Annotated in this window: 10 protein-coding genes; 7 read left to right on the top strand and 3 right to left on the bottom strand. The window is 70.7% G+C overall.

Translation table 11 applies throughout. The features are described from left to right. Nucleotides 1-14: 14 nt before the first annotated feature. The 4 genes from AB5J50_RS40325 (at nt 15) to AB5J50_RS40310 (ending at nt 4,594) form a co-directional block, all read left to right on the top strand. Nucleotides 15-2,426, top strand: coding sequence for a glycoside hydrolase family 65 protein (locus AB5J50_RS40325; protein ID WP_369263601.1), 2,412 nt, complete (start codon nt 15-17; stop codon nt 2,424-2,426). Between the two features lie 97 nt (nt 2,427-2,523). Further along, nucleotides 2,524-3,402 (top strand): potassium channel family protein, encoded by an 879-nt coding sequence (locus AB5J50_RS40320; protein WP_369263600.1) that lies wholly within the window; start codon nt 2,524-2,526, stop codon nt 3,400-3,402. Between the two features lie 500 nt (nt 3,403-3,902). Beyond that, the gene (locus tag AB5J50_RS40315; RefSeq protein ID WP_369263599.1) at nt 3,903-4,355 is read left to right on the top strand and encodes an OsmC family protein; all 453 of its coding nucleotides are present in this window, start codon (nt 3,903-3,905) and stop codon (nt 4,353-4,355) included. Beyond that, complete coding sequence (locus AB5J50_RS40310) at nt 4,352-4,594, top strand: hypothetical protein (RefSeq protein ID WP_369263598.1); 243 nt, start codon at nt 4,352-4,354, stop codon at nt 4,592-4,594. The genes AB5J50_RS40315 and AB5J50_RS40310 overlap by 4 nt, the downstream gene beginning before the upstream one ends. 91 nt (nt 4,595-4,685) lie before the next feature. On the opposite strand, the gene AB5J50_RS40305 is transcribed toward AB5J50_RS40310, so the two are convergent. From AB5J50_RS40305 to AB5J50_RS40295, 3 genes are all read right to left on the bottom strand, one after another. Beyond that, nucleotides 4,686-5,363, bottom strand: a complete 678-nt coding sequence (locus AB5J50_RS40305; RefSeq protein WP_369263597.1) for a ThuA domain-containing protein — start codon at nt 5,361-5,363, stop codon at nt 4,686-4,688. Between the two features lie 25 nt (nt 5,364-5,388). After that, a complete protein-coding gene (locus tag AB5J50_RS40300) occupies nt 5,389-7,140 on the bottom strand; it encodes a DUF2264 domain-containing protein (RefSeq protein ID WP_369263596.1) in 1,752 nt (583 codons plus the stop codon). 65 nt (nt 7,141-7,205) lie between these two features. Further along, nucleotides 7,206-10,100, bottom strand: a complete 2,895-nt coding sequence (locus tag AB5J50_RS40295; protein ID WP_369263595.1) for a polysaccharide lyase family 8 super-sandwich domain-containing protein — start codon at nt 10,098-10,100, stop codon at nt 7,206-7,208. Nucleotides 10,101-10,342: 242 nt separating this feature from the next. On the opposite strand from AB5J50_RS40295, the gene AB5J50_RS40290 reads away from it, so the two are divergent. The 3 genes from AB5J50_RS40290 (at nt 10,343) to AB5J50_RS40280 (ending at nt 13,922) form a co-directional block, all read left to right on the top strand. Continuing rightward, complete coding sequence (locus AB5J50_RS40290) at nt 10,343-11,353, top strand: hydroxyacid dehydrogenase (RefSeq protein ID WP_369263594.1); 1,011 nt, start codon at nt 10,343-10,345, stop codon at nt 11,351-11,353. 139 nt (nt 11,354-11,492) lie between these two features. Beyond that, nucleotides 11,493-12,917, top strand: coding sequence for an N-acetylglucosamine/diacetylchitobiose ABC transporter substrate-binding protein (ngcE, locus tag AB5J50_RS40285; RefSeq protein ID WP_369263593.1), 1,425 nt, complete (start codon nt 11,493-11,495; stop codon nt 12,915-12,917). A gap of 96 nt (nt 12,918-13,013) precedes the next feature. Next, a complete protein-coding gene (locus tag AB5J50_RS40280; RefSeq protein ID WP_369263592.1) occupies nt 13,014-13,922 on the top strand; it encodes a carbohydrate ABC transporter permease in 909 nt (302 codons plus the stop codon). Nucleotides 13,923-13,931 lie beyond the last annotated feature (9 nt).

Genomic DNA, 13,931 nt, shown 5'->3' with positions numbered 1-13,931 from the left:
GGAGAGGGCGACGGATGTCGGACTGGACGTGGGAGTGGAAGGGGTACGACCCCGCTGCCGAACGGCTGCGGGAATCGCTCTGCACGCTCGGCAACGGCTACTTCGCCACAAGAGGTGCGGTGCCCGAGTGCCGGGCGGGCCTGGTGCACTACCCCGGAACCTACGCGGCCGGATGCTACAACCGCCCGGAGTCCGCCGTGGCGGGACGAAAGGTGGTGAACGAGGACCTGGTCAACCTCCCGAACTGGCTGCTCCTGCGGTTCCGCCTGCGCCGCGCCGAGGGTGCGTGGGGCCCGTGGTTCTCCCCCCATCCGCACACCCTCTCGGACCACCGGCACACCCTGGATCTGCGCCGCGCCACGCTCACCCGTGTCTTCCGCCACCGGGACGGGGAGGCAGGCGCGGTCGCCGTCGAGCAGACCCGCCTGGTGCACATGGGTGATCCTCATCTGGCCGCGCTGCGGACGGTCTTCACCGCCGAGGGCTGGTCGGGAGAGGCCGAGATCGAGTCCTGCCTCGACGGCGAGGTGATCAACGGCAATGTGCACCGTTACCGTGCCCTCAACCACCACCAGCTGAGCCAGGTGCGGACCGGGGAGCGGGAACCCCACACGGTCTGGCTGACCTGCCGGACCAGCACCTCCGGCATCAGTGTCGCCATGGCCGCCCGGACGGTCGTCGCCGACCGGTCACCCACCTCGTCGAAGCTCCGCCCGGCTCGCCATCGTGCCGTTCACCGCCTGGTGGTCCCGCTCGCTCCCGGCCGGCCCGTCGCCGTGGAGAAGACCGTGGCGCTGCACACCTCACGCGACACGGCGATCAGCGACCCGCTCGGGGCGGCGCTCGACCGGGTGTCCTCAGCGGCGGACTTCTCCGGCCTGCTGGACTCTCACGTCGCGGCCTGGGAGCGGTTGTGGCGGGGCGCGGAGATCGAGGTGCCCGGACGGTCCGGGCGCGTCCTGCGCTTCCATCTCTTCCACCTCCTGCAGACGCTGTCCCCGCACACCGCGGATCTGGACGTGGGCGTCCCGGCCCGGGGGCTGCACGGCGAGGCGTACCGGGGCCATGTCTTCTGGGACGAGCTGTTCGTCCTGCCATACCTCAACCTGCACTTCCCCGAGGTCTCCCGGGCGCTGCTGAACTACCGGTACCGACGCCTCCCGCGGGCCTGCGAAGCCGCCGCCGCCATCGGCCGGGCCGGGGCCATGTACCCCTGGCAGAGCGGCAGCGACGGCCGCGAGGAGACCCAGGAGTGGCATCTCAACCCCCGCTCGGGGCGCTGGCTGCCGGACCACTCCCGGCTCCAGCACCACGTGGGCTCGGCGATCGCCTACAACGTGTGGCAGTACTGCGAGGCCACCGGTGACACCGAGTTCCTGCACACCAGGGGCGCGGAGCTGCTGCTGCAGATCGCCCGCTTCTGGGCGGGCCTCGCGGTCTTCGACCCCGAGACGGAGCGCTACCACATTCGCGGAGTCGTCGGCCCCGACGAGTACCACGACTCCTACCCGGGTGCCGACCTCCCGGGGCTGGAGGACAACGCGTACACCAACGTCACCGCCGCCTGGGTGCTCGGCCGCGCCCTGGACCTCCTGCGGCGCCTTCCCACCTGGCGCCGGGAGGAGCTGCACGATCGCATCCGGCTGGACGGCGACGAACTCCCGAAGTGGGAGGAGGTCTCCCGACGGTTGTGGGTGCCGTTCCACCGAGGCGTCATCAGCCAGTTCGAGGGCTACGGCGATCTGGCCGAGCTGGACTGGGACGCCTATCGCACGCGCTACGACGACATCCGGCGGCTCGACCGGATCCTGGAGGCCGAGGGCGACACGGTCAACCGCTACAAGGCGTCCAAGCAGGCCGACGTCCTCATGCTCGGCTACCTGTTCTCCCCCGCCGAGCTGCGCCGGCTGTTCGAGCGTCTCGGCTACGACCTGGACGACGAGATCTGGCGCGGGACCGTCGACTACTACCTCCGGCGCACCAGCCACGGCTCCACACTCAGCGGCCTCGTCCACGGCCTGGTCCTCGCCAGGGCGAGACGAGCCGAGGCGTGGCACTACGTACAGGAGGCTCTGGAGGCGGACATCGCCGACATCCAGGGCGGCACGACCGGCGAAGGCATCCATCTTGGGGCGATGGCCGGGACTCTCAACCTGGTCCAGCGCGGGCTGACGGGACTGGAGACGCGCGAGGACGCCCTGTGGCTGGACCCCGTGCCCCTGCCGGCGCTCTCCGAGTACGGATTCTCGCTGCGCTACCGCGGCCACTGGGGCGTGCGCATCCGGCGCCTGAGCGGACAGCTGCAGATCGGCGTGCCCGACTCGGAGGAGTCGGCAATCCGCGTGGTGCTGACCGACCGGGCCGTGACCGTCGCGCCCGGAGAGACCTGCACGCTCGTTCTGCAGGCGGATGATCCGAGCGAATGAGCGTGGCGTACCCGCATCCGCACCGTCACGCGCCGCACACGGCCTAGGCTCCGGAAGCGGGTTTCCGTTTCATGCCAAAGGGCCGTGGGAGACACGGATGGAGTGGTTGGTCTCGCTGGTCGGTGCCGGGCTCGTCATGATCACCCTGCGGGACCTGTTCCACACGCTCTGGCACCCCACACGCCACGGTGGCCTGAGCCGCCTCGTCATGACAGCACTGTGGCGCCTCGCCAGGCGTTTCCGCGCGCCCGGCCGAGTGGTCGGGCTCGTCGGGCCCCTCGCCATGGTCACGGTCGTGAGCATGTGGGCCGTCACCGTCGTACTCGGCTGGGCGATCGTCTACTGGCCCCACATGCCCGGGGCGTTCACCTTCTCCCCCGGTTCCCAGGCAGCACAGCAGCCGGCACTGCTCGACTCCGTGTACCTGTCGCTCGTCACCGTGGCCACCCTGGGGCTGGGCGACATCGCACCCGACGAGGGCTGGCTCCGTCTGGTCTCACCGTTCGAAGCCCTCATCGGTTTCGCCCTCCTGACGGCCACCGTCTCCTGGGTGCTGGAGATCTATCCGGCACTGACCCGCAGGAGGGTCCTGGCCATCCGGCTGGCTCTGCTGCGCGACGCGGATCCGACGACTCGGCAGATCGACTGCACCGCCGGGGCGCTGCTGCTGGACAGCCTGGCCACCGAAGTCGCACGCGTCCGCATCGACTTCACCCAGTACGCCGAGGCGTACTACTTCCACGACGGGGAGGACCACTCGTCGCTGGCGGCCATGGTCGGTTACGCCGTCGTGCTCGCCCAGCGCGGGCAGGCGGCGGGACGGCCGGAGGTGCGACTGGCCGGCGCGCTGCTCGCCGGCGCGCTGAAGGACCTCGCCGCCATCCTCGACCAACGTTTCCTCCACACGGGCGGCCCGCCGACGGAAGTGTTCGCCGCATACGCCGCCGACCACGGCCGCGACGGCGCCCAGCCCTGAGCGGGCAAGGGGTGGCACTCCGAGAAGCTGGGTTCCGTCCTACGGGGCGGCCGGTCACAGGACGGGAGACCGGTCGATGGCAGAGCCGTTCCCCGGCGCCCTTCGCGACGGCCGTGAACCGGCGCGGTGACAGCCAAAGGCCCGCTGCCGAGGCAAACCGACGCAGGGACGCGCTTCCCGCGGCAGGTCTGCCGTCGGACGAGGCGGCACGTCGCACGCACGCGTCCAACGCCCCCCACGGAACCGGGTCCTTCTCGTTGCGGCCGCGCCGCCGATCGCCACCGGCGACCTCTCCGACGCCTCCGTGGCCCGTTTGCCCGCCATAGCCGACTTTCCCTCCGCAAACCTGCCGATAAAATACCCAACAGGGTATATCGCCACGACAGCTTGCACGGGGGCCGAACGGCCCCTGCCGCACCCCGTCGGCCTCTCGATCCGCCGCGCCGTCCGCGGTCGACTGGAATCCGGCAGGAGTTCGCACCAGCGAGAAGGGCCCGGTCATGACCGCGAGCACGCAGCAGACCCTCGGCACGAACCAGTCACAGTCCACGGACGTGAACCGTTTCGAGGTCACCCACATCGAGCGGGACGCCTACACCGTGGACATCCGCGGCCACCGCCTCCAGGTCGACCAGCCCGTCGACGCGGGCGGCACGGACACCGCGCCCACCCCCACCGAGCTGTTCGCCGCCTCCCTGGCCACCTGCGTCGCCTTCTACGCGGGCCGCTACCTGCACCGGCACGGCGTCAGCCAGGCGGGGCTGCGGGTCCGCACGGAGTTCACCATGGCCACCGACCGCCCCGCCCGGGTCGCCTCCCTGCACGTCGTGGTCGTGCCGCCGCCGGAGCTCCCCGAGCAGCGCAGGGCGGCCCTGCTGGCCGTGGCCTCGCACTGCACGGTGCACAACACCCTCCACGAGCCGCCCGAGATCGAGATCGAGCTGGAGCCATGAGCACGTCCTTGGCGCCGGCCGCGTCGGCACTGCTGGAGCGCATCCGGGGCGGACTCATCGGGGACGACGACGTGCTGGACGGCCCCCGGCCCGAAGCGGATCGTCCACGCCGGCTACACACCGCGACCGTCCGCGCAAGCGTCATCTACTGCGGCGCGCGCTCAGCGAGAACCCACCGTCCCAGCTCCAGGCTGCGCAAACTGCCGGAGCTCATGGAGGAGATGACGGAACCCGTCTGACGCAGTTCGTCCGGCAGGTCCGACGCACTTGATGCCCATCACCTGCCGGCTGGCCGCGGACCAGAGTCGCGCTTCCTTATGCGCCTCGGGTTCAGGGCCGCTCGTCAGGTACCGAAGCGTCACCCTCGGGCCGGGCGGCGGCCCACCGCAGGGCACCGAGGAGATGCGCCCTGAAGTCCGGGTCGGCGTAGGTCTCGGGCGCGTGGCCGAGTGCGGTGTAGAAGACGCGCCCGCGGCCGTGGTGCCGGTACCAGACCAGGGGGTGATGGGCACCCATGCCGCCGCCCTTGTAGGTCGTTTCGTCCACGGTGGCCAGCACCGTGACGTCACGCGGCGGTGTCCTGAAGTCGTACCACTCGTCGGTCCAGTGCCACCGCCGCGGCAGGTGTGCGGTGGCGGGGTGGGAGCCGTCGACCGTGAGGACGGCCGGCTGCACCGGCGGGTGCCCGGCGAACCGGGCGCCGAGGAGGTCGCCGTAGGCGGGCCACTCGTACTCGGTGCAGGCGGCGGAGTGGACCCCCAGGAATCCGCCGCCGCCCGCGACATGGTCCAGCAGCGCCGACCGGCCCGGTGCGTCGAGGACCTCGCCGCTGGTCGACAGGAACACGACGGCGTCGTACGCGTCCAGGGAGCGCAGGGGCTCCTCGGTGGCGTGCACGTCGAAGCCGTGAGCGGCGCCCAGTTCACGGAAGGCGGCCACACCGGCGGGGATGGACGCGTGCCGGTAGGCGGCGGTCGCCGTGTACACGAGGATCTGGCTGGCGGACATACGTGCTCCAGTGCGAGGAAGAGACTCAGCGGCGGGTGAGGGACACCCGGCAGCGCAGGACGTGCTCGCCGGGATCGAGTACGCCGCGCAGTGCCGGCAGGGCTGTGCGCGGGTGCAGGAGGTGCGAACCCGGCAGCGGCAGTACGACGACACCTTCGCGCCGTGCGGCGTCGACGGCGAGGCAGACGATCTCGCTGACGGCGGTGTCGGCCGTCGCCCGGGCCAGGCCCGGGCGCTCGGTGACGTTGTGGGGTGTCGCTCCGAGGCCTGTCTTCGGGACGGAGAAGGCGCCTTCGGCCGTGTACAGCCGGCGCCCGGTGGTGATGCGGTGCTCGCGCAGATGCCCGCCGTCGGTGTGCCGCAGCCGGGTCTCGACGGTCACGTCCGGCCAGGGCTGCCAGCGCACGACGAGCGTCTCGCCGTCGATCCGGGACTCTCCGGCGGAGCGTGTGCGCCAGCGTTCGCCGTCGTCGGACAGGGCCAGCGCGCTGTCGAAGCCCCCTTGTTCCAGGGAGGGTTCGCCGGTGGGCACGTTGAAGGCGGCGAGTGTGGAGTAGGCGAACTTCGCGTACTTGGCGGTCCCGCCGCGGGGGTTCCAGGCGGGCGCGTTCTGCCCGGCGAGCGCGACGACGTCCCCCGCCGCGTCCCGCGCGAGAATCATCGCCGCGGCGGGCTGCCTGCTGATCCCCGGCAGCAGGTCCGGCGCGGACGGCGCCGTCCAGAACGGATGGTCCTCGGCCGCGGCGAGGCTCGCGAAGACCTTCGTGCCCCAGTACGGGGAGCCGCCGGCCAGGTACTGCTCGACGACGCCGGTGTTCGGGTAGGCGTAGCCGACGGTCAGGGAGCCGTCCTCGGCGAGGACCGGCCGCTGCCACCACCAGGCGAGGTTGCGCTGGGCCAGCGTGCGTGCGGTGCTCCAGCCGACGGCGGGCTGGTCCGCCGCGGCGAGCGCCGACCAGAAGGCGCCCTGCGCGAAGCGGTAGCCGAGGCTGCGTCCGAAGGGCAGCGCGGCTCCGTCGGCGGCGAACCAGTGCTCGAACTGCCCGGCGAACTCGGCGGCACGCTGCCGGTAGCGCCGGCCGCGCTCCTCGTCGACCGCTTTCAGCGAGGCCAGCAGCAGCCCGTAGAAGTGGAAGCCGAACGGGACGTAGTGGTCGCGCGAGCCGGGCCGCTCCGACGTGCCGTGCCCGTCTGCGTACCACCCGTCGGTCAGGGCGAAGTCCTCGATGCGGTCCAGATGTGCGGCCATCCGTGTCTCGTCCACGGGCACGCCCACCGAGCGCAGTCCGACGGCGGCGAGGACCGGGAAGAAGCACCAGTTGTTGTCCCACGGTGTCGCCGACGCCGCCGCCGAGAGCCAGTCGGCGAGTTGCTGCCGCTGCCGTTCGGTGAGCGGGTCCCAGAGTTCGTGCCGCGCGACGGCGAGCGCGTAGCCGACGGCGGCGGATTCGACGAGGCGCTGGTCCATGTCGGCGGGCCGGCCGACGTACCACGGGTGTTCGGGGTCGACGGCGCGGGTCAGCGCGTGGCGCACCTCCTCCCACTGCCGGTCCGCGCCGGACAGGCCCCCGGCGGCGTGCGCGGCGAGTCCCCACAGGGGGCGGGCGACGAGCTCGAACCAGACCGCCTGAGGATCGCTCATGCTCGCGTGCACCGGCATGCGTCCGGGGCCGGCGGCCGCCGTGCGCGTGGCGGGTGCGGCGAGGGCGAGCAATGCGCCGGCCCAGCCCTCCCGGGTGGTGGGGGCTGGGCCGAACAGCTGTGACGGAGTGGGCATGGCCGTCATCGTAGAGATCGACTGCGGGGTGTGCAATCGGTTTCATCTGTTTCCTAAAACCGCACTCACCCGGTCATGACCTGCAAGAACGGCTGGTTCGCCGAGCTGCTCCGGCTGGCCAGGAGAACGGCGACACCGGCCGCGCTCTCGGCGAGGGCCACGGTCGCCGTGCCGTCACCCGCGTACTGGGTCCGGACGTGACTGGTGACCTCGATCGGGATCCAGTCCTTGGCGCTGCCGATCGCGCCGGAGGACAGCGCGTCGCCGAGCGCCGGCTGGTTGTTCCAGGTCAGGCCGGTCTCCGTCCAGCTGTCGCTGCTCACCGCGTATCCGGTGAGGGTGGCCTGGGTGCCGGTGGAGTCGGAGGTGGCCCCGCGCACCCACAGCACCGCGCGCGTGGGTGTGCCCGCCAGGGCGGAGACGTCGAACTTGAGGAAGGACCGCCGGTTGTAGCCGGTGTTCACGTTCTTGACGACCAGGTCGGTGGTGCTGCCGTAGTTGGTGTCGGCGTAGGAGCCGTCGCGGACGTAGGCGTCGGCGGTGGGGGCGAGTTCGGTGCACGTGCCGGCGGTGACAGTAGTGCCGGAGCCGAACGTGATGGTGCGCGAGGCGCCCTGGGCGCCGCCGACCTCCACGACCAGGGTGAGGGGATCGAGGCCGATGACGCTGACGCCGTCGTCCGCGGTGGCCGTGGTGTATCCGCTGCGGTCGATCGTGACGGTGACGGTCGCAGCGGCGCGGGTGGGGTCGGCGACGCTGACCGACAGCGTGCCGCCGGACTCCCGCACGAGGACGGAGCACGGGGCGGAGACGGTGATCGGGCCCGCGCTGCCGGCGGCGAAGAAGTTGGCGGCGGTCACGCCGGTGGCGGTGTCCGTGACGGCCTGCGCGGAGGAGGTGTTGGCCACGACGGTGACCGTCGGGGCGGCGGCGCGGGCGGCGGTCACGCCGGGCGTGGCGCCGGGCAGGAGGACGTAGCTGTAGGAGGCGCCGGTGGGGTCGGTGCCGTGGTCGACCCACAGGGTCAGATAACGGCGGGTCAGGGATGTCGTCGAGCTCCCGGTGTTGATGTCGCTCCAGGCACCGGTGCGGGCCTCGCGCAGCGCCTTCACGGTGGCCCCGCCGGGGAAGACGTAGCCGCCGACGCCGGTGATCGACGCCCAGGAGGCGTTGGTGAAGCTGCCGGACCAGCCCAGCGTGGCCGACTGGGCGGTGCCGTCGACGGTCAGCGCGTTGGAGGCCGTGGAGCCGAGGTTGCGGTTGTCGACGGTGGTCTCGACCGTGTATCCGTCGGTGGCGGTGATCCCGGCGCCGAGGCAGACGACCTGGTCGTCGAGGCAGAACCAGGACTTCTTGGCGGCCAGGGTGGAGCCGAGGCCGCGGGTGTCCTGGCCGAGTGCGCTGTACGTCCCGTCGGTGGCGCCGCCGGCCCAGACGGCTCCCGTGGGCGGGGTGGGCCGGGGGCCGCCCTGTCCGTCCGTCAGCGGGATGCGGGAGACGGTGGTGCCGGGCAGGCGGTAGGGGTCGACGGTCGGCCAATAGGCGTCGGAGTACTGGCCGTTGCCGTAGGTGCCGCCCCACCAGTAGGTCATGCCGGAGCCGGTGTGCCAGCCGCGCAGGTTCTCGCCGTTGATGCACTCGTAGAACGCCGTTCGCGCGGAGCACATGGAGACGGCGAGGGCCCAGGCGGCGCGGCGGTGGGTGGCCCGGTCCATGCTGCCGAAGACCCGGGAGGCGACCGGTTCGGCGGTCGCGGTGATCGAGGTGTCGTCGAGGACGGACTTGCCGAGTGCCAGCACGGGCAGCGTCTGATAGAAGTCCTCCAGGAACGGGGCCCAGTAGTCGCGCTCCAGCCAGCCCTTGGCCATCGCCTTCCAGGTGGCGGCCTCGTCGGCCGAGGCGGCGTCCGCGAGCATCAGGATGCTGCCGACGATGAGATGGCCGCGTACGTGGTCGTCCTGCTGGATGCCCAGCGCGTTGTCCACGGTCTTGACGCCGCGGCTGATCGCCCGCCCGGACACGCCGTCCATCATCAGCCCGTTGAACAGGAACGGGGCGAAGGCGTCGGTGACGGCGTCGAGGACGAGCTGCCGGTTGTCGTCGGTCACCTCCCAGGTCGATCCCGCCAGGAGCGAGAGCAGCCCGGCCAGTCCGCTGATCAGGACGGAACCGTAGGACCCGGTGTAGGGCACGTTGGTGTGCTGGATGAACGATCCGTCGGCATAGAGTCCGTCGCCGCTGCGGACCAGCGGGAACACGGCGGAGAGACCGGCGACACCCGTGGCGATCTTCGCCGAGCTCTTGGCGAGGATGCCGCGCAGGATGAGCACGCGGCACAGGTCGACACGGTTGGCTCCGGTGCTCACCCCGCTGTAGGAGGCGACCGCGGAGTCCGGCACGAAGGCGTCTATCGCCGCGAGGTAGTGGGCGAGTTGGGTGCTGCTGAGCTCGTCGTGGACCAGGCAGCTGATGTCGAGCGAGAGCCGCGAGGCGCCGATCTGCCAGTCCCACCAGTTGTCGTAGGTGGTGGTCGTCGGCGTGTACGCGGTCGCGTACATCCAGTCGAGGCCGGTCAGCACGGCGGCGAGCAGGTCGGCGTCGCCTGTCAGCCCGGTGCCGTCGAAGGCCCACGCCTGGGCCATCCACTTCAGGCGTACGTAGCTGGAGGTGACGTTGGCGCTGACCGCGCCGATCGGCAGGTCGTCCCAGAGCGAGGCGGTCGACGGGTTCATGTCGGACAGAAAGCCGGACGCGGTGCTGCCGGTGAGGGCGAGCAGGGTGGCGAACGGTTCCTGCGTGGCGTCGTAGCCGGTGCCCAGCAGGGTTTTGTCGATCCAGCGCAGGCGAAGGGTGTCGTATGCGTCGGCGGCGAAGGCGGGCCGTGAGCCGATCACGGCCACGCCCAGGGTGGCACCGGCCGTGGTGGTGGCGAGGCGTAGCAGCTGTCGGCGAGTGAGCATGGGGGATCCCCTCTGTAGGTGGGGCAGTTGGGCGGGGACGGTAAATCGGTTTCATACGACGAGACAAGACCTCGGGTCCAACTCGCCCTGAACTCACAGCTTTCCCATCAGCAAGGGTTCATTTCTGCGGAGAAGCCCTTGACGGAACGCATCCACGCTCAATAGCTTGACGGCCACCTCGCATGAAACCGGTTGCACGCATTGAAGCAACCATCGCCCAAACCCCAAGGAGCAGTGAATCGGTGAGCCGTCGCATGACCGTCGCGATCGCGATGCAGCCAGAGGTCGCCGCCCTCGCCCTCACCGAAGAGCTCATCGCTCGGCTCGACAAGAACGCGCAGGTCCAGCCCGATGTCATCGTCGACTTCACGGACCCTGCCGCCCGCCGAAACCTGGCGGACGCGGACGTGCTGCTCACCGGCTGGGGCTGTCCGCTCGTCGACGACGCCGTCCTCGACGCGGCACCCCGGCTGCGCGCGATCGTGCACGCCGCGGGATCGGTGAAACACCACCTCGCCCCCGAGGTCTGGCAGCGAGGGATCCTCGTCTCCTCGGCGGCCTCCGCCAACGCCCTCCCCGTCGCGCAGTACACCGTCGGCGCGATCCTGCTCGCCGGCAAGCGCGCATTCCGGCTGGCCCGCGACTACGCACGCGGCCAGTACAAGAACAGGCTCGCCGCCGACACCGGCAACCATGAGCGCGTCGTCGGGATCGTCGGCGCCTCCCGCACCGGACGTCTCGTGCTGGAGCTGCTCGCCCCGCACGGCTTCCAACTGCTGGTCAGCGACCCGACCCTGGACGCGCACGGGGCGGCAGGACTGCATCCGGCCGGACAGGTGGAGCTGGTCGGCCTGGACGACCTGCTGCGCCGCAGCGACATCGTCAGCCTGCACGCCCCGGCCCTGCCCGAGACCCACCACCTGCTCGACGACCGCCGGCTCGCCCTGCTGCGCGACGGTGCCGTCCTGATCAACACCGCACGCGGACAACTGATCGACACCGAGGCGCTGCTACGGCACTGCGCTGACGGCCGGATCGACGCCGTCCTGGACGTCACCGACCCCGAGCCGCTGCCCGCCGGACACCCGCTGCTGTCCCTGCCCAACGTCACGGTCACGCCCCACGTGGCCGGGGCGATGGGCACCGAGATACGCCGGCTCGGCGAGTTCGCCGTCACCGAGATCGAACGCCTCACCGCCGACGAGCCCCTGCACGGGCGCATCCGCGCCGACCAGTTGGCGCAGCTCGCCTGAGCAGGACCCCCCCCCGTACCGCCTCCGGTCCTGCTCGCCCGAGCACGCCCTCCCGTACCGCCCATGGCCCCGCGCCTGAGCACGCCCTCCCCTAACCGCCCCCTCCGCACAGCGAACCCCGCCGCACAAAGGAGCACCCGTGAACACCCAGCCCCCGAAGTTCTCCAGACGATCCCTGTTCAGGGCCACAGCAGTCGCCGCCTTCGCCGTGTCCGGCTCCGGCCTGCTGGCCGCCTGTGCCTCCGCCGACGGTGACACCGACGCCGGCTCGGCCAAGGGCAAGGCCAGCGCCACCAACCCGTTCGGCATCGACGAGAGCGCCCCGCTGGACGTCGTCGTCTTCAAGGGCGGTTACAGCGACGACTACGCCAAGTTCGACGAGAAGCTGTACGCCAAGAAGTACCCGAAGGCGAAGATCAGCCACTCCGGCATCACCGAGGTCCAGACCGAGCTTCAGCCGCGGTTCGTCGCCGGCAACCCGCCGGACGTCATCGACAACAGCGGCGCCAAGAAGATCGCGATGGGCACGCTGGTCGCCGACGGCCAGCTGGCCGAGCTGGCCGATCTGCTGAAGGCCCCCTCGGCCGACGACCAGGACACCGCCGTCGCGGACACGATCCTGCCGGGCGCGCTGGACGCGGCCACGTTCGACGGCAAGGTGATGGGCCTTCCGTACGTCTTCACCGTCAACGGCTTCTGGTACTCCCAGACGCTGTTCGACAAGCACGGCTGGACCTGGCCGACCACGTGGGACGGCCTGACCGAGCTGGCCGCCAAGATCAAGAAGGCGGGCATCGCCCCGTTCGCGTACGGCGGCACGACGGCGCCCGACTACTTCTTCAGCCCGCTCATGGCACTCGCGGCCAAGCAGGGCGGCGTCGACGTGATCAAGGCGATCGACAACCTGGAAGCCAACGCGTGGCAGGCCGAACCGGTCAAGGCCGCCGCCGCGGCGATCGCGGGGCTGGCCTCGTCCGGGTACTTCCTCAAGGGCAGTGAGGGCCTGGACCACACCCAGGCGCAGACCGCGTGGGTCCAGGGCAAGGCCGCGCTGTACCACTCCGGTTCGTTCATCGAGAACGAGATGAAGGCGATCACCCCGGACGGGTTCGACATGGTCTTCGGCCCGGTCCCCCCGCTCTCGGCGGACGGTGCCCTGCCGCAGAGCGCGCTGCACGCCACCGCCGGGGAGATCTACGTCGTCCCGGCCAAGGCCAAGAACGTCCGCGGCGGCAAGGAGTTCCTGCGGATCATGCTCTCCAAGAAGGCCGCGTCCAACTTCACCGAAACGACCCATGCCCTCACCGTCGTCAAGGGGGCCACCGGCGACAAGGACTTCGGTTCCACCGCGCTGGGCTCGGTGCTGAAGGCCGTCACCGCGGCCGGGGACGACCTGTTCGCCTTCCGGTTCACCACCTGGTACGCCGACCTGCTCACCACGCTGAAGTCCGAGATCGCCAACCTGCTCGCCGGACGCATCGACGCGAGTGAGTTCCTCTCCAAGATGCAGGCCAAGGCAGACGCCGTCGCCGCCGACTCCTCCATCACGAAGTTCAAGATCTAAGGCCTGTCCGGCCGCTCACGCCGCAGAGACAGAGGATCCGCCGCTCCTGGCCCACCGGGGCGGCGGACCCTGCCTTCCCCTTTCCCGGAGTCGTTCGTGAACCACGGAAAAACCCGCGTCGTCCTTCTCTTCCTGGTGGTGCCGCTCACCTTGTACGGGGTGCTGGTGGTCTCCCCCTACGCACAGGCGTTCTCGATCTCGCTGACCAGCTGGTCCGGGTTCACCGCCGACAAGCCCTTCGTCGGGCTCGACAACTTCCAACGCCTCTTCCAGGACCCGGACTTCTGGCGGGCCCTGGGCCACAACGGGCTGCTCCTGCTGGTGGTTCCGCTGGTCACGATCGTGCTGGGGCTGTTCTTCGCCGCCATGCTCAACGTGGGCGGCTCGGGCGGCAAGGTGGCGGGAGTCCGGGGCTCGGCCCTCTACCGCCGGGTCTACTTCCTTCCGCACATCCTCCCCGTGGTGATCACGGCGATCCTGTGGCAGTTCATCTACAACCCGCAGATCGGGCTGCTCAACGGCGGACTGGACGCGATCGGGCTGGGCGGACTGGCCCACACCTGGCTCGGCGACCCGGCCGTCGCCCTGTGGTCACTGATCGCGGTGATGGTCTGGGCCGGTGTCGGTTTCTACGTCGTGCTGTTCAGCGCCGCGATGCAGTCCATCCCGAAGGACATCTTCGAGGCCGCCGACCTGGACGGTGCCGGACGTTTCCAGACGCTGACCCGCATCACTCTGCCGCTGCTGCGGGAGACCGTCCAGGTCGCCTGGATCTACCTGGGCATCCACGCGCTCGACGCGTTCGCGCTGTTCATGGTTCTCACGCCCACCGGCGGCCCGGACAACTCCACCCTGGTGCTCTCCCAGTACCTGTACCTGTCCGCGTTCGGGAAGGGCAAGTTCGGCTACGCCACGGCGATCGGCGTGATGCTGTGCCTGCTGAGCCTGCTGCTGACGGCGTTCACCTTCCGCGGCTCCCGCGGCAAGAACACGATCGAGTTCTGAGGCCCACCA

The sequence above is a fragment of the Streptomyces sp. R35 genome (genome assembly GCF_041053035.1).
Classification (GTDB): domain Bacteria; phylum Actinomycetota; class Actinomycetes; order Streptomycetales; family Streptomycetaceae; genus Streptomyces; species Streptomyces lutosisoli.
Note: the sequence above shows the minus strand (reverse complement) of the source record. Positions and strands in the feature narration are given on the sequence as shown.

Bases quoted from the DNA above. Each gene is read 5' to 3' on its own strand.
- AB5J50_RS40320 (WP_369263600.1), top strand. From the start codon at position 2,524: ATGGAGTGGTTGGTCTCGCTGGTCGGTGCCGGGCTCGTCATGATCACC.
- AB5J50_RS40295 (WP_369263595.1), bottom strand. From the start codon at position 10,100: ATGCTCACTCGCCGACAGCTGCTACGCCTCGCCACCACCACGGCCGGT.
- AB5J50_RS40310 (WP_369263598.1), top strand. From the start codon at position 4,352: ATGAGCACGTCCTTGGCGCCGGCCGCGTCGGCACTGCTGGAGCGCATC.
- AB5J50_RS40315 (WP_369263599.1), top strand. From the start codon at position 3,903: ATGACCGCGAGCACGCAGCAGACCCTCGGCACGAACCAGTCACAGTCC.
- AB5J50_RS40325 (WP_369263601.1), top strand. From the start codon at position 15: ATGTCGGACTGGACGTGGGAGTGGAAGGGGTACGACCCCGCTGCCGAA.
- AB5J50_RS40305 (WP_369263597.1), bottom strand. From the start codon at position 5,363: ATGTCCGCCAGCCAGATCCTCGTGTACACGGCGACCGCCGCCTACCGG.
- AB5J50_RS40300 (WP_369263596.1), bottom strand. From the start codon at position 7,140: ATGCCCACTCCGTCACAGCTGTTCGGCCCAGCCCCCACCACCCGGGAG.